At 38.9% G+C, this 20542-nt stretch carries 21 protein-coding genes and 2 tRNA genes; 10 read left to right on the top strand and 13 right to left on the bottom strand.

What is annotated here, in order from left to right; genetic code table 11:
• Positions 1-59: 59 nt before the first annotated feature.
• A complete protein-coding gene (gene aroF / locus HIPMA_RS04435; RefSeq protein ID WP_013681871.1) occupies positions 60-1091 on the bottom strand; it encodes a 3-deoxy-7-phosphoheptulonate synthase in 1032 nt (343 codons plus the stop codon).
• 422 nt (positions 1092-1513) lie between these two features.
• Between aroF and HIPMA_RS04430 the strand changes: the two genes are divergently transcribed.
• Entirely contained in the window at positions 1514-2893 is a 1380-nt protein-coding gene (locus HIPMA_RS04430; RefSeq protein WP_013681870.1) for a hypothetical protein, read from the top strand.
• Between the two features lie 104 nt (positions 2894-2997).
• Positions 2998-3088: transfer RNA gene (locus tag HIPMA_RS04425), tRNA-Ser, on the top strand.
• Position 3089: 1 nt separating this feature from the next.
• On the opposite strand, the gene HIPMA_RS04420 is transcribed toward HIPMA_RS04425, so the two are convergent.
• Together HIPMA_RS04420 and HIPMA_RS04415 are read right to left on the bottom strand one after the other, a co-directional pair.
• Positions 3090-3590 carry an SLOG cluster 4 domain-containing protein gene (locus HIPMA_RS04420; protein ID WP_013681869.1) on the bottom strand — a complete coding sequence of 167 codons (501 nt, stop codon included), beginning with the start codon at positions 3588-3590 and terminating at the stop codon, positions 3090-3092.
• Between the two features lie 37 nt (positions 3591-3627).
• Positions 3628-5052 (bottom strand): aldehyde dehydrogenase family protein, encoded by a 1425-nt coding sequence (locus tag HIPMA_RS04415; RefSeq protein WP_013681868.1) that lies wholly within the window; start codon positions 5050-5052, stop codon positions 3628-3630.
• Positions 5053-5244: 192 nt separating this feature from the next.
• Between HIPMA_RS04415 and HIPMA_RS04410 the strand changes: the two genes are divergently transcribed.
• The 7 genes from HIPMA_RS04410 to topA all read left to right on the top strand — a co-directional run bounded on the left by HIPMA_RS04410 (position 5245) and on the right by topA (position 12227).
• Positions 5245-5469, top strand: a complete 225-nt coding sequence (locus HIPMA_RS04410) for a FeoA family protein (RefSeq protein ID WP_013681867.1) — start codon at positions 5245-5247, stop codon at positions 5467-5469.
• Positions 5470-5495: 26 nt separating this feature from the next.
• Positions 5496-5789, top strand: a complete 294-nt coding sequence (locus HIPMA_RS04405) for a DUF2325 domain-containing protein (RefSeq protein ID WP_013681866.1) — start codon at positions 5496-5498, stop codon at positions 5787-5789.
• A 52-nt stretch (positions 5790-5841) separates the two neighbouring features.
• On the top strand, positions 5842-6072 hold the full coding sequence (locus tag HIPMA_RS04400; protein WP_013681865.1) for a FeoA family protein: 231 nt from the start codon (positions 5842-5844) through the stop codon (positions 6070-6072).
• 100 nt (positions 6073-6172) lie between these two features.
• The gene (gene feoB, locus HIPMA_RS04395; RefSeq protein WP_013681864.1) at positions 6173-8314 is read left to right on the top strand and encodes a ferrous iron transport protein B; all 2142 of its coding nucleotides are present in this window, start codon (positions 6173-6175) and stop codon (positions 8312-8314) included.
• Positions 8315-8428: 114 nt separating this feature from the next.
• The gene (locus HIPMA_RS04390; protein WP_013681863.1) at positions 8429-9061 is read left to right on the top strand and encodes a class I SAM-dependent methyltransferase; all 633 of its coding nucleotides are present in this window, start codon (positions 8429-8431) and stop codon (positions 9059-9061) included.
• Positions 9048-10049 (top strand): DNA-processing protein DprA, encoded by a 1002-nt coding sequence (gene dprA, locus HIPMA_RS04385; protein ID WP_013681862.1) that lies wholly within the window; start codon positions 9048-9050, stop codon positions 10047-10049. Before HIPMA_RS04390 ends, dprA begins: the two co-directional genes overlap by 14 nt.
• A gap of 15 nt (positions 10050-10064) precedes the next feature.
• Positions 10065-12227, top strand: a complete 2163-nt coding sequence (gene topA / locus HIPMA_RS04380) for a type I DNA topoisomerase (protein ID WP_013681861.1) — start codon at positions 10065-10067, stop codon at positions 12225-12227.
• A 54-nt stretch (positions 12228-12281) separates the two neighbouring features.
• Here topA and HIPMA_RS04375 read toward each other — a convergent pair whose 3' ends face one another.
• From HIPMA_RS04375 to HIPMA_RS04330, 10 genes are all read right to left on the bottom strand, one after another.
• On the bottom strand, positions 12282-12632 hold the full coding sequence (locus HIPMA_RS04375; protein WP_013681860.1) for an ATP synthase subunit c family protein: 351 nt from the start codon (positions 12630-12632) through the stop codon (positions 12282-12284).
• Positions 12633-12676: 44 nt separating this feature from the next.
• Complete coding sequence (gene atpB, locus HIPMA_RS04370) at positions 12677-13345, bottom strand: F0F1 ATP synthase subunit A (protein ID WP_013681859.1); 669 nt, start codon at positions 13343-13345, stop codon at positions 12677-12679.
• Between the two features lie 9 nt (positions 13346-13354).
• Entirely contained in the window at positions 13355-13708 is a 354-nt protein-coding gene (locus HIPMA_RS04365; RefSeq protein WP_013681858.1) for a hypothetical protein, read from the bottom strand.
• A complete protein-coding gene (locus HIPMA_RS04360; RefSeq protein WP_013681857.1) occupies positions 13683-13946 on the bottom strand; it encodes an AtpZ/AtpI family protein in 264 nt (87 codons plus the stop codon). Before HIPMA_RS04360 ends, HIPMA_RS04365 begins: the two co-directional genes overlap by 26 nt.
• The gene (hemL, locus tag HIPMA_RS04355) at positions 13943-15244 is read right to left on the bottom strand and encodes a glutamate-1-semialdehyde 2,1-aminomutase (protein WP_013681856.1); all 1302 of its coding nucleotides are present in this window, start codon (positions 15242-15244) and stop codon (positions 13943-13945) included. Before hemL ends, HIPMA_RS04360 begins: the two co-directional genes overlap by 4 nt.
• A gap of 2 nt (positions 15245-15246) precedes the next feature.
• Positions 15247-15918 (bottom strand): phosphoribosylformylglycinamidine synthase I, encoded by a 672-nt coding sequence (purQ, locus tag HIPMA_RS04350; protein ID WP_013681855.1) that lies wholly within the window; start codon positions 15916-15918, stop codon positions 15247-15249.
• Positions 15915-16142: a phosphoribosylformylglycinamidine synthase subunit PurS gene (purS, locus tag HIPMA_RS04345; protein ID WP_013681854.1), complete on the bottom strand. Its 228-nt coding sequence runs from the start codon at positions 16140-16142 to the stop codon at positions 15915-15917. Before purS ends, purQ begins: the two co-directional genes overlap by 4 nt.
• A 2-nt stretch (positions 16143-16144) precedes the next feature.
• Positions 16145-16858: a phosphoribosylaminoimidazolesuccinocarboxamide synthase gene (gene purC, locus HIPMA_RS04340; RefSeq protein ID WP_013681853.1), complete on the bottom strand. Its 714-nt coding sequence runs from the start codon at positions 16856-16858 to the stop codon at positions 16145-16147.
• 89 nt (positions 16859-16947) lie between these two features.
• On the bottom strand, positions 16948-19014 hold the full coding sequence (locus tag HIPMA_RS04335) for a sodium-translocating pyrophosphatase (RefSeq protein WP_013681852.1): 2067 nt from the start codon (positions 19012-19014) through the stop codon (positions 16948-16950).
• An 18-nt stretch (positions 19015-19032) separates the two neighbouring features.
• Complete coding sequence (locus HIPMA_RS04330) at positions 19033-20337, bottom strand: putative manganese-dependent inorganic diphosphatase (RefSeq protein WP_013681851.1); 1305 nt, start codon at positions 20335-20337, stop codon at positions 19033-19035.
• A gap of 97 nt (positions 20338-20434) precedes the next feature.
• Between HIPMA_RS04330 and HIPMA_RS04325 the strand changes: the two genes are divergently transcribed.
• Positions 20435-20509: transfer RNA gene (locus HIPMA_RS04325), tRNA-Thr, on the top strand.
• The last annotated feature ends 33 nt before the right edge of the window (positions 20510-20542 follow it).

Genomic DNA, 20542 nt, shown 5'->3' with positions numbered 1-20542 from the left:
AAAGAGTTAGTTTAATATAGAAAACTATGCCTTTTATGTCAAAAGTTATTAAAAACTAATTACTGGATTATTTTACCCACCACTTCCCCTATTTTCCTTAGTTCATCAACCAGCTGGCAAAATTCCTCAATTGTAAGCTGTTGGGCTGCATCGGATACTGCGATTTGAGGATTGTAATGAACTTCTATCAAAAGACCGTCGGCACCTGCAGCTATGGCAGCTCTGGATAATGCAGGGACATAATCCCTTTTGCCTGCGGCATGTGAAGGGTCTATTAAAACAGGCAGGTGGGTCTCCTTTTTTAGTACAGGTACGGCTGATATGTCCAAGGTATTCCTCGTTGCTGTTTCAAATGTTCTTATACCTCTTTCGCATAACATTACATCAGCATTACCTTCACTCATTACATACTCAGCGCTCATTAAGAATTCCTGAATCGTTGTTGCCATACCTCTTTTTAAGAGTACTGGTTTATCTGTTTGCCCGACAAGTTTAAGTAAGGAGAAGTTTTGAATGTTTCTTGCTCCTATTTGAAGAACATCTGCATATTTAAGTACTACATCCAAATCCTTTGGATTCATAACCTCTGTAACTACAGGAAGCCCAGTTTCTTCGGAAGCCTCTTTTAGGAGTTTTAATCCTTCCTCACCTAACCCTTGAAAACTATAAGGTGACGTTCTCGGCTTGAAGGCTCCTCCTCTTAACATGTGTGCTGAGCATTTTTTTATGCCCCTTGCTGTAGTTAATACCTGTTCTCTGTTTTCAACAGAGCATGGACCTGCAATGAGAGTAAATGTATCACCACCAACCTTTACACCTTTAACGTCTATAATTGTATCGTCATTCCTACTTTCCCTCGATGCTAATTTATACGGCTTGGATACCCTTTGAACGCTCTCTACGGCTTTATCCAACGACAGAGTAGCTACAGGGTCATATTCCTTTATCTTACTGTCTACATCTCCAATAACTCCTATAACAGTTTTGCTGCTCCCTTTTGAAATATGCGCTTTTAAGCCCATCTTCTCAATTTTTTTGTTAACCCTTTCGATGTCATCATCCGTTGCCGATCGCTTCATAATAATAATCATTTAATCACCTCCATAAAAAATTTTTCGGCCAATAAAAAAAGCCGTTTGAATCGACCATCCTCTTGGGATAGCCTATCCAAACGGCTTAAAAGTTTGCTGCAGCACCGTCTAAATAGACTATCCCCCTCCGCCAAAAAACCAATAATAATAGTTAAAGTTAAAATATATAAAATAAAAAGAAACCTTGCTAACTTTTAAACTTACTTCTTTCATGTTGAGTCTCTTATATCAAATAAAAATATATTTTGCAAGTTTTTTCCATTCTACTCGGAGGAAAATAAAGGGATTTTCATCTTTAAATTGCATCTTTAACAAATTATTTGAAAAACTTGAAATCTTTAGTATAATATATCTGATTAATAAAGTTATGTAAAACTAGAGTATAGCAATTTAACATGTCTTTACTGTAAAGGGAGGTGTTTATGCGTTTAAAAAGCAGGTGGATTTTTGTTATTTTGGTTATTGTCTTGTTTAATTTTAGTGCTTATGGTGCTAAAATATTATTTAAAGGAAATATTAATAAAAACTCACCAAAGATACACAAGATAGTAAAAGTTGACATTATCTCTTTGAGGCTACAAAAGCACAAAACAGGCTCTTTCAATTATGTTATGTATATAAAATGGAAGAATGCAGGGACAGTTAATCTTGTAGGTTCCTATCTTTACATAAAGGTGTATATGTATCAAAATGGTAGAAAACTTTATCTAAATGGTCATACATTACCTGGGCAAACAATTGCACCAGACTCAATTGCAGGGGATGCTTTACCGCTTAAAATTGTTTGTGAGAATAAGATGACAAACAACTTGACTCACTTTTCAAACCCAACAACGAGAGACTTTTTAGTAGAATTTGTTTATAATTCGAAAATTATAGCCTTTAAAAAACTTCTACGCCAAAGCGTATGTAAGAAAAATACATCTCAGTTTAAACAAGGGCCTGTTGGTGCTTATCCAAAAACCAACTCGAAACTTGTCAAATATAAATTACTTCCTGACTTAACCGTGAAAGATATTGCTATAGATAAAAACTGCAGAATTTGGGTAACGATTAAGAATAATGGTCCAGGTTCTCTGCCTAATTACAACACTAAAGCAGGACAGGCATTAATAAAGTTTTATGTGGGTTCTAAAAACAACGGATATAGGCTATCTTATATAGACAGAAACAAAAAATTGTCCAAACCAAATGGAACACTAAGAATTACACCACCTGGTAGTTTAGGCACAATTCCCTTGTATCAAAGTAAAAAAGTTACGGTTATTGTTGATGCTTTTGTGAATCGTATTCAGGAAACAAATGAAAATAACAACAAAATGACAAAAAAACTTAGGTGTTTTCCTGGGCAGACTAAGCCTGCACCGGGTAAGAAATCTATAAACTCTGTAAAGTATATACCTGCCGATACCAAGCCCCCTAATACTGTATTCAAGATATCTAATATTAGCACCCATTTATCAAGTGGCGGCCATATAGAAATTCAAGTATCTTTCAATCTCCCACCCAATATGTTTTCAATAGTTGACGGACTTAAAATATACACTACGAGATCAGAAGCAAACAATTTAGTCAAGGATACCCTGCTTAGAGGTTCTGTTAGTAGAGTTAACTCAAAAACAATTAAGTGGAGATCAAGTGCAGGAAATATATGTAATACTCAAGAGCCATGTACTGTTTATATTGGCTACGATTATCATATTAAAGATATTTGGGGACGCTCTTTGGATGCTAATAGGAACGGAATGCCAGGTGGCTCAGGCGGCAATTTTTGGTATATAACTGGATCAGGAAAGCCTTAGAAGATCTTTGCTAAAAGATAACGACAATACTAATAAACTAGAAATAGAGGGAAGCACCCTCTATTTCTTTGACTTAACCCCAGCTCTTTGCTATAAAAACAGGCGGAGAGGTGGCCGAGAGGTCGAAGGCGGCTGACTCGAAATCAGCTGTACGCATTAGGCGTACCGCGGGTTCGAATCCCGCCCTCTCCGCCATTTAGGTAAGACTCCCTTTAAAATCCTCAAGTGTTTTGTATAACTCTAAAAACTTTAAGGTATCCTTAGGTATAAAATCACAATTCTTAAAGGATAAGTATTTTTCACCAATTAAGCAAACCCTAAATGTTTCTTTTAAGGAGTATTTAAGCGCCCAAACCAAAAACAACTCATTTAGCGTGCCTATACTGCCCTGCTGCACAATAAATAACTCACTATCCTTAACCAAAAGCCTCAATCTTTCAAATAGATCCTTGGCGATTATCTTTTTGGTTAAATAGGGGTTGTTTTCCCTTAGAGGTTCAAACGCCTCAAGCCCTATACCAACAACCACACCGCCTACCTCTTTTACACCCTTACTAACAGCCTCCATTAGTCCTTGATATCCACCACATTTAACAGCATAACCCTTCTGAACGAGGAATCTGCCCAATTCCACACCTTCTTGGTATAATCCACTATTATTTACCCTACTTGCGCCAAATGTCGTAGCCCACCTCATACTATCTCCAAATAAAAGAGAGAGGATACCCCCTCTCTTAATTCAGGTTTATTGTCACCATCTTGATATTTGTCATCTCCTCTATAGCAAACCTTACGCCCTCTCTGCCTATACCACTCATCTTGTTGCCACCATATGGCATGTGATCCACCCTGAAAATAGAGGTGTCGTTTATCATGACACCGCCTACATCCAAATTGTCTATGGCGTATTGAATCTTTCTGATGTCATTTGTATAGATACCAGCCTGCAGGCCATAGTCTGAGTCGTTTACATGCTGAATAGCCTCCTCAAAGCTGTCATATTCAACGATAGAAACAATAGGGGCAAATACCTCCATACACATAACACGCATCTCTTTTGTTGTATTTCTCAAAACCGTGGGACGCAGCACTCTACCCTCTCTTTCACCGCCAACGATCAGCTGAGCACCTTGGCTTATAGCTTCCTTTATCCACTCCTCTGCCCTTTTTGCTTCAGCTTCATCTATCATAGGACCTAAGTCAACATCCTTCTCAACTGGATTGCCCACCTTTAACCTCTTTGTGGCTTCTGCAAACTTCTTTGTAAATTCATCAGCTATATCCTTGTGTACATAGATCCTTTGAAGGGATATGCACACCTGACCCGAGTTTGCAAAGGCGCTATCAACGCATCTTGGAATAGCCTTATCTATATCGGCATCTTTTTCTATTATTGTTGCAGAGTTGTTGCCAAGCTCAAGTGTAACCCTTTTTATGCCTGCAATGCGTGTAATTCTATCTCCTACCTTTGGTGAGCCTGTGAATGTTATCTTTCTAACCCTGTCGTTTGTAATAAGCGGTTCTCCAACCTCACCACCTGGACCTATTACCACATTAAAAGCCCCTTTTGGCAATCCTGCCTCTTCTAAAATCTCGGCTAATATCAAAGCTGTTATAGGGGTGGATGAGGCTGGTTTTAATACGATCGTATTGCCACTGGCTATAGCTGGTGCGACCTTGTGAGCAACCAAGTTCAATGGGAAGTTAAACGGCGTTATAGCTCCTATTACACCCATTGGAACCCTTATGTAATAGCCTATTCTGCCTACACCACCGGCACTTGCATCCATAGGCACGGTTTCACCGTGTATGCGTTTTGCCTCCTCTGCTGCAAATTTGAATGTCTCATAACCCCTTGATACCTCGCCCATTGAGTATTTCCAGGCTTTTCCTGCCTCTCTGCATATGGTGGTTGCAATCTCCTCTGCTCTATCCTTTATCAGATTTGCAGCCTTTTCCAATATCTCTGATCTTCTATAGGCAGGCAACTTCTTGGTTGTTTCAAAAGCCTCATATGCTGAGTTTACCGCCATATCAACGGTTTTTCTATCCGCCTTTGGCACAGTTGCTATAACCTCTCCTGTGTATTTGTCTATGACATCGATAGTTTGACCTGTTTCAATCCACTCACCACCGATATAGGTTTTATAATGTTTCATGGGGCACCTCCAAAACTCTATTTTTCTTTAATTTACTCATGGTTCTTTTGAAAAATAGCAGGTTTTTAAGAACAAATCAATACATAAAATTCTTGACATCCAGTTTTTTATTTTTTAAATTAGTCCTATCTAATTTAATTAGGTTATCTGAATTTTGTTAATTTAAAGTTCCTATTGAACAAGGAGGTGGGGATGCTCCCGTTGGCTATGGTTGGAGAGAAAATTAGGGCAAGGGTGGTCAATATAGCTGGTGGGGATAATGCAAAACAAAGACTCTTTGCTATGGGCATACATCCCAATGCGATCCTTCAGGTAGAGATAAACAGAAATACAGGGCCTTTGATAATCTCAGTAGGCAAAATCAGGATTGGTATAGGCCGAGGAATGGCAAATAAGGTGATGGTAGAGCAAATTTAAACTTTTTACAAGGTAGGGAGGTGTTTATGGGAGTTTTGGTTGTCGGCGGAGACAAAATAGACCCATTGAGAACATTTTTAAAAGAAACACTCAAGGCAAAAACCGTGATTCATTACCCAGCCGAGAAGCTAAATCGGCTAAAAGCGCACCTACCCAATGGGATCGACCTTGTTGTTGTTTTAATTAATTGCATAAATCAAAATACCATGAAAACTATTAAATCAGCTGCACGCAGAAGAAGGATACCCTTTTTATACACTCACTCGTTGGGTCATTTAAAAAGATGCATAGGTGATGTGCAATATATTTTTTGCCATTAGAGTTAGTTAAAACTAATATTGTTTATTTAAATTAATTAAATGGGAGGTTTTTATGAGGTTGATTCAACTAAAAAAAGGAGAAAGTGGCAGGATATTAAAAATCAAATCCGATGCCACGACAAAAAAGAGATTGCTTGATATGGGGATTGTTAAAGGTGAGGAGTTTGTTATCAAAAACATAGCACCTCTTGGGGATCCTTTGGAAATTAAGATTAAAAATTACAACCTTTCTCTAAGGAGAAAAGACGCACAAAACATAGAGGTTGAAAGGATTTACCAATGAAAAAGAATAACAAGGAGTCGATCGTAAAAAGGTTGATTAAACTCAATTGTAAACTCTGTCCGATGTATAAATACTGCTCTAAAAGGGAGGGAAAAAGACAATGAATATAGCATTTGCTGGAAATCCAAATGTAGGCAAAACCGCCATAATCAATGCTATAGCCGGCTCCAAACTAAAGGTGGGCAACTGGCCGGGTGTAACAGTTGAAAAAAAGGAAGCTGAAGTTGAGTTTAAAGGTAAAACAATAACCTTAACCGACTTGCCTGGTGTATATAGCCTAAGTCCATACTCTATCGAGGAAAGAATAACCCGCGATTTTATTTTTGAGCAGGATCCAGATTGTATTGTGAATGTTATAGACTCCACAAATATCGAGAGAAACCTGTATCTTACGCTTCTTTTGATGGAAACGGAAAAACCGCTAATTATAGCATTGAACATGTTTGATGAGTTTAAAAAGTTGGGCTATGAGATAGATTTAGAAGGCCTCTCTGAGATGTTGGGTGTAAAAGTTGTGCCGACATCCGCTATAAAAAGGGAAGGTTTGCAGAAGCTTATGGAGATATCTATATCCTGCCCCAAAGAGCACAAGAAATTGGATTACAAATTGAGATACGATGGGTTTTTGGAATCTGAAATTATGGATGTTGTAAAAAAACTAAAGCAGCATGTAATAAACACAAGATACCCTTTGCGCTGGATAGCCATAAAACTATTAGAAAGAGATGAATATGCCAAAGAGAAACTAAAGAAAGAGTTGGGTATGGACATATCAAAGCTTGCCGATGAAAACATCAAAAGAATAGAGGAAAGATTCGGTGATGATGCAGAAACCGTTTTAGCGGAAAGTCGTTATGGCATAATAAATGGCATCTTAAAGAAGGTCTTTAAAAAAACCAAAAAGGACGATTACACAATAACGGAAAAGCTCGACAAGATATTTATAAGCAAAAGCTTGGGTATTCCCATATTTTTACTGTTTATGTATCTAACTTTTAAGTTTACATTTGATGGCTCGGCCCCTTTTATAGATTGGTTCGATGGTTTTGTAAATGATTACATAGCCAAATATATATCGTTGGGTATATCGCAGGCTCCAGACTGGCTTAAATCGCTTCTTATAGATGGCATTTTAGGTGGTGTAGGTCTTGTTCTGTCCTTTCTTCCATTGATGTTTTTCTTGTATTTTTTTCTGGCATTGCTCGAAGAGAGCGGTTATATGGCAAGAGCAGCCTTTCTTATGGATAGGGTCATGAGTTCGTTGGGTTTAAATGGAAAGGCCTTCATTCCAATGATTTTGGGTTTTGGATGCAATGTGCCTGCGATCTATGCGACAAGGGCACTTGAGAGGGAAACCGACAGAAAGCTGACGGCCGTAATGGTTCCGTTTATGAGCTGCGGCGCAAGGCTGCCCATCTATGCTTTGTTTACAGCTGTCTTTTTTAGCACACACAGAGCAACGGTGGTTCTGTCTTTGTATTTACTTGGTATTGCTGTTGCATTTATGGTTGGGTTAATATTAAGAAAAACGGAATATTTTAAAGAGGATAAGGCACCACTTCTTCTTGAGTTGCCACCTTATAGATTACCCACGCTCAGTATGATTTGGGCTTCTGTATGGGCAAGGACAAAGGCATTTATTGTAAAGGCCGGGACGGTCATAGCTTTGGCTATGGTGTTGCTCTGGGGCGTTATCTATCTGCCTGCTAACTCAAGTTTGGAAAACTCTATTTTGGGGAAAACGGCTAAAGCTGTCTCTTTTGTGTTTAAGCCCGCCGGTTTTGATGACTGGCGCATCGTAGCATCTATAATACCGGGCGTTATAGCAAAAGAAACCGTTGTTGGGGCTTTATCCCAAACACTCAAGATACATCAAGACAGCGAGGATAATAAGCAAAGCTCAAACTTTTTACAGGATACAAAAGAGCAAATTGCAGGCTTTTTTCAGGCTATAGGCTCTTCCTTTAAATCTATGTTTTTAAGCTTCTCTCAAGATACATTTGAACTTGAATCATTCAAAAATAGCTATAAAGACAAGCTTTCAAAAATTATGACGCCTCTTTCATCCTTTTCGTTTATGGTTTTTATGCTTCTGTTCATTCCGTGCATAGTCACACTTGCGGCTATAAAACAGGAGTTCGGATGGGGGCTTATGGTGTTTGAAATCGGCTTGCTCGCCATAGTGCCATACATTATCTCTGTTATCATATATCAGGGAGGAAAGCTGTTGGGTTTCGACTAAGATCTCATCGGGGGCTTCCTCCCCCCACTTTTTTTGCCTATCTGTCCATTTTTTACTTTTTCTTGAAAAAAAGAGAAAAATAGTTATAACAATAAAGCCTAACAGGAGGTTAAAATGTCCAAACAACTAAGCAAGGTTGAAATTGATGGATGGGAAGCTTTGGCTTACGATAGCATAATGAAGCTGATAAGTGGTTTTAGCTATGATAGGTTTATCGGCAAGGTTGTGGATGATTTGAATATAAAACCTAACGATGCCGTATTGGATCTGGGTTGCGGGACAGCTAAAAACTTATGTCTTATTGCAAAATATACAACCGCTCTGTGTGTTGGGTTTGACACAAGCAGAAACATGATAAGGCAGGCCAAAAAACGCTGTAAAGATAGGAATGTCAAGATATTCTATCAAGACATAAGAAAACCGCATCCGTTTTATGATATGTTTGATGTGGTGTTTATCTCATTTGTTCTGCATGGCTTTATTGACAGAGAAAGGGATTTAATAATAAAAAACGCATACAACAGCCTTAAAAAGGGTGGCAGGTTCTGTGTATTGGATTACAACGAATTTGATCTAAAAAGCCAGAATCCGTTTGTAAAAGCTGTTTTTAAATATGGGGAATGCCCTTTAGCCAGTGAGTTTATAGGCTTAAACCTAAAAGACAAGCTTTCTTTGTTTGGTTTTGATAATTTTGAAGAACATTATTACTATTCGGGTTATGTGAGGTTGCTGATTGGAGAAAAATGAACTAAAGATTCTTTTAAGCGGAACAAACATAAAAGACCCGTTAAGTTTCGGAAGCCTTGAAGCTTTGTATGACAAGCTAAAATCAAGGCTGAAGCCAAGAAATCTATCAAAAGAGCTTGCCTATTTAGAGAGAAACAAGATACAGGTTATCAGTGTATTTGACGATAATTATCCTGAAAGATTAAAGGAAATCGAATATCCACCTGTGATTTTATATGTGAAAGGCAACCTAAAGGATATGATCCTGCCTATAGCGATTGTAGGAAGCAGGTATCCATCCGGTTATGGTGAAAGGGTTGTAAAACACATTGTGCCTCAGCTTATAGAGAGCGGTTTTGAGGTTGTAAGCGGACTTGCAAGGGGCATAGATGCCCTATCACATAAGATCACGCTTGGTTGTGGTGGATATACTGTGGGTGTTTTGGGGTGTGGGATCGATATCATATACCCCAAAGAGAATAAACCTTTATTTGATAAGATGTCTCAGGAGGGCTGCATAATCACTGAGTTTCCTTTGGGTACACCACCTGCAAAATACAATTTTCCTGCAAGAAACAGGATCATAGTCGGCTTATCTGAGGCTGTTTTGGTCGTTGAGGCTGACATCAAAAGCGGTTCTCTAATTACAGCAAGGCTTGCCGCTGAGCAATCCAAGACGGTATTTGCCGTTCCCGGCGAGATATTCTCAAAAAGGAGTATGGGCACAAACAAACTGATCAGCGAGGGGGCTATACCCGTGCTGGATGTGAACACAATTCTTGGTCATTTTTATTTAAAGTTAAAAGAAGAGGCAGAAAAGACAGAGTCTGAAGTTGAACTGAGCCCGTTAGAAAAAGAGGTGTTGAATGCTATGGAGGGTGATATCACAGAGGATGAGATAGCCTTAAAAATCAATAGGGATATCGGTGAGGTTAGTGAGGTTTTGTTTGATCTGCATCTAAAGGGTGTTGTTAGGCTTATGCCAAACGGAAGCTATCAGAAAAACTAATGTGGGGTGAGATGAATGAATCTTGTTGTGGTTGAATCTCCAGCTAAGGCAAAAACTATAAGTAAATTCTTAGGCAAGAATTACAGTGTTGTGGCATCATATGGGCATATAAGGGATCTGCCAAAAAGCTCCTTCGGGGTTGACATAGAGGATGGTTTCAAACCAAAGTATGTTATACCAAAGGACAAACAACCCATAGTTAGGGAGTTAAAGAAATTAACAAAGGACTCAGATCTTGTGTATATTGCCACAGATGAGGATAGGGAGGGTGAAGCCATAGGATGGCATATAACCCAGGCAACAAAGCTTGATGAGACCAAACTAAAGCGTATAGCCTTTCATGAAATAACCAAAAAGGCAATATTGGATGCCATTAAATCCCCTCGTTCAATAGATATGGATATGGTCAACTCACAAGAAGCCAGAAGAATACTTGATAGGATCGTCGGTTATAAGCTATCTCCCCTGCTTGCTAAAAAGATAAGAAAGGGTTTATCGGCAGGTAGGGTTCAATCGGTGGCTTTAAAGCTCATAGTTGATAGGGAAGAGGAGATTCAAAGCTTCAAACCGGAGGAGTATTGGACTATACACCTTATATTTGAAAACTCCATTCAGGCCGATTTAACCAAAGCCTATGGGGAGAAATTTGATAAATTGTTTATTAAAAAGGAAGATGATAAAGCAAGGGTATCCAAGCTAAAAGAGGAAATAGAAAAGGAATCCTTTAATGTATATTCAATCACAAAGACCAAATCTTTAAGAAAACCAGAACCACCATTTATAACAAGCACCATGCAAATGGCAGCATCCACATACTTAGGCTTTTCAGCTCAAAGAACCATGAGGATAGCCCAAAGTTTGTATGAAGGTGTGGATATTGGCAAGGAGCGCATAGGTCTTATAACATACATGAGAACAGATTCAGTTAATATAGCCAAAGAGGCTCTAACTAAGGTTAGAAGGACGATTAAGGAGCTTTTAGGGGATGAGTATCTTCCAAGCAAACCTGTTACCTACAAAACGAAGTCAAAGTTAGCGCAAGAAGCACATGAGGCTATAAGGCCTACAGACCCTGCCCTGCTGCCTGATATGGTTAAGCCATATCTAACGGAGGATCAGTTTAAGCTTTACGATTTGATCTGGCGCAGGTTTGTTGCATCACAGATGAAACCAGCAGAGTTTAGGAATACCAAAATAACATTTACTTCATATAACTTTGAGGCCAAGGCTTCATACAAAGAGCTAGTATTTGATGGTTTCTTAAGAATATGGACATTCTCAAAGCTAAATGAAGATAAAATACCCATCCTAAAGAAAAATCAATCTGTTGAGTTAACCGAGGTAAAGCCCAAACAGCACTTCACTGAACCCCCACCACGATACACAGAGGCGAGCCTTATAAAAGAGCTTGAAAAACACGGTATCGGAAGGCCGTCCACCTATGCAACAATTATCGATACTATAATCAAGCGGGGTTATGTTGTCCTGAAGGACAAAAGATTCTATCCAGAGGAAATAGGCATAATAACAAGCAGAATGCTCGATAAATTCTTCTCAGACATCATAAATGTTAAATTCACAGCCCAGATGGAGGATGGCCTGGACAAGATAGCAAATAGGGAGTTGACAAAACTTGAGCTTTTAAAAAGGTTTTACGATAAGTTCAAGGTGCTTTTGGAAAACGCCTACGAAAATATGGAAAGGATAAAACCAGAGGATGAGCCTACAGATGAGGTATGTCCTCTGTGTGGTGCAAACCTTGTTATAAGGCATGGCAGGTTTGGTAAGTTTCTGGCCTGTTCCAATTATCCTAAATGCAAATACACAAAACCATTGCAGGAAGAGATTACAGAGATCAAATGCGACAAATGTGGGGCTCCAATGGTGGTTAAATACTCAAGAAAGGGGAGTAAATTTCTAGCCTGCTCCAATTATCCAAAATGCAAGAACACAAAGCCCTATCCCACAGGTCTAAAGTGCTCTGAATGTGGCGGTGATCTCATAGAATACTCATCCAAACGGGGCAGATTTTACGGCTGCTCCAACTATCCAGAGTGCAAATTCACTATAAAGGGTGAGCTAAAAAACCAGAAATGCCCAAAATGTGGCTATAGTTTGTTTGTTAAAAAGAAGGATAAATGGTGTTGTGCGAATAAAAAGTGTAATTACTGTGAATAATAAAAAAGGGAGCCATAAGGCTCCCAACCTGTTTCTCTGGCTGTCTTGTATTGCTTAGATGTGGAATGGATTTGTGTAAAGAATAATCAGAACAATAACAAGCATGTAAATGACCAAGGATTCGATCATAGCAAGACCGATCATCATAACAGTAAGAAGCTTACCAGACATGCTGGGGTTCCTTGCTGTTCCTAAAGCAGTTCCGTTGACTGCATGCCCTTGACCAATTCCACCACCTAAAGCTGCCAAGCCCAAACCAATTGCGCCGCCCATTGCAACAAACATGTAGTACTTCTTTAATACCAGATTTGCAGCCGCCTCGGCGCTCTGGGCATCACCTGCAGCCAATGCTGGTAATCCAACTGCCAAAGCCAAGAGTGCTAACAAGATAACCTTACCCCTCATAACTCCACCTCCTCACAATAAATCTAAAAACATTCAAATTTTTTTTAATGTGCCTCGTTTATGGCATCTGCTATATACAGCGTGCTAAGCAAGAAGAATATAAACGCCTGAATACTTGCCGCAAGTAAAACCAAAGCCATAACGGGCAGAGGAACAAGCCATGGTGCTAAGAAGAAAACAACAGCTAAGAGTAAATCATCACCAAAAATATTACCGAATAACCTGACGGAGAGCGATACTATTCTTGCGAAATGTCCTATTATCTCTATTGGTAGAATTAACGGCACAAGCCACCATACAGGGCCCATAAAATGTTTTATGTATTTTATGCCATGCCTTTTGAAACCTAAAAATTGATAATAAAGGAAAACAATTAAAGCCATAGACAGCGTTGTATTCAAATTGGATGTAGGTGGTATAAAACCTGGTATTAATTCTACTATGTTATAGAAAAAGATAACTATAGCCAAGGTTGCAAGCAAAGGAAAATGCTTTGGAGTTTCTTCTTTGCCCAATATATCTTCCACAAAGCTGTAAATCCCATAAACAACGCTTTCTGCTACATTTTGAATACCCTCTGGCATCAGTTTCAAGGATGACCTGACAATTAAAGCCAGACTAATGATAACCAAAATCATAAACCAACTAAAAACAAGATAACCTGGTAAACCAGTGACATGAATTATAAAATCTAAGAAACTTGGTGCTTCCATGCTACCCCCTCAAACCGTGATTTTTCTAAACAAACTCAGCACAGCCAGCATCATCAGAGATACTGGAATTACCGACACTCCAATGATTATACCTACTGGGCTAAATCCAGACTTAAGCAAAAGCAAAATACTCACAGCTACGATGGCAAACCTTAAGCCGTAATCCACAAACGAATATCCACCCCTTTTAAGCCATCTTTTAGCCATAAATTTTAAAAGATACCAGTCTCCTATCGAGACCAACCAACCAACCAAACTACCCAAAAGGCAGCTCTTGCTTCTGAATAAGAAAAAACATAAAAGTGCTGCTAAAAAATACATTATTACGAAGGTTATTTCAAGTTTTTTTATTGTTATCTTCATTAGAGCCTTTATTGATTTTTTTTATTCCGTAGAACATGTTTTTAAAACCTGCTATTATACCAAATGCTAAAAAAAGAAAGAACAACCAATGGTAAGATGAGTGGAATTTTCTATCCAGCCAATACCCTAAAGCACCACCAAAAAGAATGGAAAGAACAACACTAAAACCTATAGTAGTGGCATCATATAGCTCTAAATAGAATTTTGCCTTTTCTCGCCTTTTTTTGCGATCATTCATACGTAAAATTTGCCACTTGCTATCTCTTTAAATATGTCCTCTACGGCAACAAGGGTATTCTCTATATCCTCAAGTGAGTGTTTTATTGTTATAAAGTTGGATTCAAATTGGGATGGGGGTATGTAAATCCCCCTTTCTAACAACCCTATAAAATAATTTGTAAAGAGTCTTAAGTTACTCTTTTGAACATCCCTGTAGTTTGATGGCTTGTTTTCCATGAAAAACACGCTAAACATCGAACCTATAGACTCACCACTTGCCGGTATTCCATATTGATTGGCAAGTCCCATGATCCTTGACACTATTTTGCTTGTGTTTTTCTCTAAGTCTTTGTAGGGATTTTTTCTCTTTAGTATATCCAGGGTAGCTATGCCACAAGCCATTGCAACAGGATTTCCACTTAAAGTCCCTGCCTGATAAACATCCCCTTCGGGGGCTAAATATTTCATAATTTCCCTTTTTGCTCCAAAGCAGGCTACAGGGAAACCTCCTCCAACAACTTTACCTAATACCGTTATGTCGGGTGTTATATTGTAAATGTGTTGAGCTCCACCGTAGGTTAGCCTAAAACCGGTCATTACCTCATCAAATATTAGAAGGCTTCCGTGTTTATCACATATACTTCTTAGGCCTTTCAGAAAACCGTCTTTGGGTTTAATTACACCCATGTTTCCGGCTACAGGTTCTATTATTACTGCGGCTATAGTATCACCATGCTTTTTAAATATCTCTTCGACACCATCAAGATCGTTAAATTCGGCCAAAATTGTGTGTTTTGCAAAATCTACAGGTACACCTTTACTCGATGGTATACCGAAAGTACTTGAGCCTGAGCCTGCTCCAACTAATAAGCTATCAGAATGGCCATGATAGCAACCGTTAAATTTGAGTATATTATCTCTGCTTGTAAAACCCCTAGCAAGCCTAATTGCGCTCATAGCCGCTTCTGTGCCAGAGTTTACAAACCTTACAATCTCTATAGAGTCAAACGCTCTTACTATTCTTTTGGCAAGTTCAGTTTCAAGAATTGTAGGTGCACCAAAGCTAAATCCGTTATCCAGTGCATCCTTTGTTTTGTTTATAACCTCGTCATCAGCATGACCCAAGATTGCAGGTCCCCAGCTGTTCACATAATCAATAAACTCATTTCCATCCTCATCGTAAATCTTGGATCCCTTTGCCTTTTTAATAAAAAGTGGGTGTCTTCCTACATTTTTGAAGGCCCTAACGGGACTATTTACACCACCAGCTATATATTTTTTGGCCTCTTCGAAAAGTTCCCTGCTTTTATCAAACATATCTAACCCCCAAGGAGTCTTTCCCAGATATACTCACCATCATTTCCCAAATCCCCTACTGCCCTTTCAGGGTGGGGCATCAGTCCAAATACATTGCCATCCTCATTACAAATACCAGCTATGTTGTATATTGATCCATTTGGGTTGCACTCATCAGAGACATCACCCTGTTTTGATGCATATCTTAAGACTATCATTTCGTTGTCCTGCAGGTATTTTAAATAATCCTCACTGCAAAAATAATTACCATCACCATGAGCTATAGGCATTTTTAAAGTTTTGCCTGCAAGCCCATCGGTAAAATAGCATCTGCTATCCTCAACCCTTAGATACACATCTTTATGGATAAATCTGAGATTTTTATTTTTAAGAAGCGAGCCCTTCAAGAGCCCGCTTTCTAAGAGTATCTGAAAACCGTTGCAGATACCCATGACATAGCCGCCCTTTTTTGCAAACTCACCTATAGCCTTCATAATGGGGGAAAACTTTGCCAAAGCCCCACATCTCAGATAATCCCCATACGAGAAACCACCGGGCAAAATTACAGCATCGAAACCTTCTATATGAGTCTGTTCATGCCAGATGAAATCTGAGTCTATACCCAGAGTATCGCAAGCATACCTACAGTCAAAATCACAGTTTGTACCCAAAAATCTTACTATTCCAACCCTCACGCCTTTCTTACCTCGTAATCCTCAATTACATCGTTGGAGAGTATGTTTTTTGCCAGCTTATTTATTAGCCCATCATCCTCTTTCTCTATTTCAATCTCAAAGTATTTTCCCACCCTTATATCCTTAATTTCACTCTGCAGATAGTTTTCCGCCACCTTTTTTATAGCTTTACCCTGTGGGTCTAAAATAGCCTTCTTTGGTTTGACTATAACGATGTATTTCATACCTAAACCCTTGATATCTTCATCATTATTTTCTCATACCCTTCAATAAGATCGCCTAAATCCTTTCTGAATCTGTCCTTATCCAGAACCTCGCCTGTTTCCTTATCCCACAACCTTGAGCCATCCGGTGTAAACTCATCCCCAACAAGCAGATTGCCGTCGTTATCAAAACCAAACTCAAGTTTGAAATCAACAAGCTCTATTCCTGCTTTGTCGAACTTTTCTTTTAAGCAATCGTTGACCTTTAAAGCCATATCTTTTATCTTTTTAATTGTATCCTCATTTGCCCAACCAAATGCCGTAATGTGGTCTTCGTTAATCATGGGGTCATCCAGCTCATCGCTTTTGTAGTAAAATTCAATTACAGGTCTTGGAAGTTTTTCTCCCTGCTTAAGTCCAAGCCTCTTTGCAATGGAGCCTGCAGCGATATTTCTTACGACAACTTCAACAGGAACCATCTTAAGTCTTTTTACCACAATTTCCCTACCTGAATTCTCCTCAACGAAGTGATTAGGTATGCCACACTCATTCATCCAGCCAAAAGCCTTAACTGTTATAGCTTTATTTAAGGCTCCTTTCTCATCTATAACAGCGTGTTTTTTTCCATTAAATGCAGTAGCATCGTCTTTAAAGTATATTATCAAAAGATTAGGGTCATTTGTTTCATATACCTTTTTAGCCTTGCCCTCATACAAAAGATTTGTCTCTTCAACCATTCTTACACCTCTCTTCTAGGAATTTTTTCTGCTATATTCCTCAAATTCTGAGGAATATAGCAGAAAAGGGGGTTGCTCCCCCTAATATTTTATAAGTTGGTTAGAACTATCAAAATAGCTATGATATTTATTATCTTAATCATTGGATTTATAGCTGGACCTGCAGTATCTTTAAGCGGATCACCAACAGTATCACCTGTTACAGCTGCTTTGTGAGCTTCAGAACCCTTACCGCCGTAATTTCCATCCTCGATGTATTTTTTAGCGTTATCCCAAGCGCCGCCACCACTTGTCATTGCAACGGCTAAAAAGAAACCTGTTATAATTGAACCTATAGAAAGGGCACCCAAAGCTATTTTGCCAAATAGAATATAGGCAATAATAGGGCCCAATACTGGTATCAATCCTGGAGCTATCATTTTCTTTAAGGATTCTCTTGTAACTATATCAACGCAGGAAGCATAGTCAGGTTTTGCCTTACCTTCAAGTATACCTTTAATTGTTTTAAACTGTCTTCTAACTTCCTCAACCATCATACCGCCAGCAACACCTACTGCCTCCATGCTCATTGCCCCGAAATAGAACGGTAGTAGACCTCCGAACAATAAACCGACCAAAACAAGATGGTTGCTTAAATCAAATGAATGCGCTCCAGCTCCTATTGCTCTTGTGTATTCAGCAAACAAAACCAGAGCAGCCAAAGCGGCAGAGCCTATAGCAAATCCCTTCGTGACAGCCTTTGTTGTATTTCCAACAGCATCCAGAGGGTCTGTAACAGCCCTTACAGACTCATCAAGCTCGGCCATCTCTGCAATACCACCTGCATTATCAGTGATAGGCCCATATGAGTCTATGGATATAACCATACCGGTTAAAGAAAGCATTGAAGCCGCAGCTATAGCAATACCGTAGAGTCCTGCAAGCTTATATGAGAAGAAGATACCCAGAGCAATGACTATGGCCGGAGCAGCCGGAGCTTTTAACATTACAGCCATACCTTGAATAATGTTTGTAGCATGTCCAGTAACAGACGATTTTGCTATCGATTTAACAGGTGGGTATTCATATGATGTGTAATACTCTGTTATAAACATGAGCAATGCTGTGATAGCCATACCAATAACAGCCGACAAGAAAATACTGTTAGGAGTTACTACTCCCCAGGAGTAATTTACACCACCCGCAAAGAATTTTTTAGACGCAAAGTAGATTATTACCAAAGCTATAATAGCTGTTGCTACCATACCCTTATAGAATGCACCCATGATGTTGTTTGATTTTCCAAGTTTTACAAAAAATGTTCCGATAATAGCAGAAACAGAGGCTATAGCCCCAATAAGTAATGGGAACATAGCGGCTATACCAACCGTACCAGCTTTGTCAAAAAGAGTATGTCCCAAAACCATAGAAGCAACAGTTGTAACTGTAAATGTTTCGAATACATCGGCTGCCATTCCAGCGCAGTCTCCTACATTATCACCCACGTTATCGGCAATAACTGCTGGGTTTCTTGGGTCATCCTCAGGAATTCCAGCCTCTACCTTACCGACAAGGTCTGCACCAACATCTGCAGCCTTTGTGTAGATTCCACCACCAAGACGAGCAAAAACACTAATTAAACTTGTTCCAAAAGCAAGACCGATTAAGGCCTTAATTGTGTGTTCAACAGGTTGTTTAAATATATAAACTGAGATGTAGTAAAATCCGGCTATAGCCAAAAGACCAAAGCCTGTAACCAAAAATCCGGTGACTGAACCTCCCCTAAAAGCCAAATTTAAGGCTTTTGCGAGACCATTTTTTGCCATTTCAGCCGTTTTTACGTTTGTTTTAACGGCTACAACCATGCCAATATAGCCTGCCAATCCAGATAGGACTGCTCCTGTCAAATAACCCAGAGCTGTTAAAAGACCAAAATGTTCACTTTTGGCGCCTAATGCCCACAGGATTGCAAATACTATAACAGCCACAATGGCTATGCTTTTGTATTCCCTTGACAGGAATGCATATGCGCCTTCCTGAATGGCTTTTGCAATTTCACGCATCCTCTCGTTGCCATCTTGTTTTGACAATACATAATAGGCTGCGAACAATGCATAGCCAATCGATAAGAAGGACGCTAAAAATGTAAGATACAACGCTGTGGTTGATCTGATCATAGAAAACCTCCTCTTCCCTCAAGAATTTAATACACTTTTTATTTCTTCGCTAAATTCTTCAATATCTATATCCCATAATGAGCAAACCCATTGGAGTGCCTCTATATCGTAGTCTGTAGCTTTCTCCTCTTTTAAGAACTCCGTATTAACTATTATAGCACTCGCAAGCAACATGGCCGTTGTTTTCGATGGCTTTACCTTATGTTTTGCAAATTCATCGGCTATTATAGCAGCTGTTGAGCCCCAAGGTTCAATTCTATATCGTGTCCTATAACCCGTTTGTATATCACCAATCCTGTGGTGGTCTATTATTTCAAGAACATTGCATTCAAATATTCCATCAGGGGCATTTGCGCTCGATGAGTGATCTACTAGTATAACGTTTCTTTTGTTGTATTTAATTATATCAGTTCTTGTTATGATTCCTCTAACCTTATTGCTTTTATCAACTACTGCTACAGCCCTATTACTTGATTGATAAACCTTTTCTTTTATCTCGTTTACAAGATCTGATAGATTTACAAACACACTACTTTTTTCACACACACTCTCAACAGGTGTACCCCACTCTATCAATCCTACCGTAGCAAAGGCGTCGTATTCAGACCTTATTACAAAAACCCCTTTTTGTTTTGCAAGAGATGCCAATTCATTATCTAAGTTGCAACCATAAGATAAAATAACGCATTTAACACCCAATTCTATTGCCGCTTTTTGCAAGTCTTTTCTGTTTCCAATGACTATTATAGTATTTTCCGGGTCAATTCTATCTATTATTTCGAATAAGCAATCTACATCCATTACGCCCATAATTGTAGTAGCAACAAACTGTTTTGTTTCATCCTCATCTATCTTAACAATGACCTCACCGTTTACAGCTTTTTTTATTATAGATATACTTGTTTTTATCTTTCTAAATATGTCTGGCATAACTGACGAGATACTCTTCCTTGCAATATCTATCATGCCAAGATATCCAATAAACTTACCACTATCATCAACTACAGGGACAACCATCAAATCGTTTTTTAACATTAACTTAAAAATTTCCGTCACCGGGTCGTTTTTGTTAACAGTTATTGTTTGGGACGTCATCACATCCTCTACCCTTAGGCTTAAATCAGCGATGTATTTAGGGAAGGGTATATTGAAATGTCCAAACAGTTTTTGAGTTGCCACATCTATTCTGCCGCAGACAGCCGGGACGTAATTTGTCTCTTTATCTATTGTATTTTTCAGCTCGGCGTATGTTATACTGCATGCAACGCTGTCTAAATCAGGGTTTTTTCTGCCAACCACATAAATATTTTTTATTTCTCTCATCTCACCCCTCCAAAAGTGAGCAACTTATACAACATTGCGCGTAATTTTTCAATAGGCTTGACAAATAATCCCCTTTAAATAAAATCCCCTATGCATGGCCAGCGTAGCTCAGGGGTAGAGCAGCTGATTCGTAATCAGCAGGTCGTAGGTTCGAATCCTATCGCTGGCTCCATTTTATTTTTAAATTATAACCTCTTGTAAAAGC

It is taken from the genome of Hippea maritima DSM 10411, assembly GCF_000194135.1.
Taxonomy (GTDB): Bacteria; Campylobacterota_A; Desulfurellia; order Desulfurellales; family Hippeaceae; genus Hippea; species Hippea maritima.
Note: the sequence above shows the minus strand (reverse complement) of the source record. Positions and strands in the feature narration are given on the sequence as shown.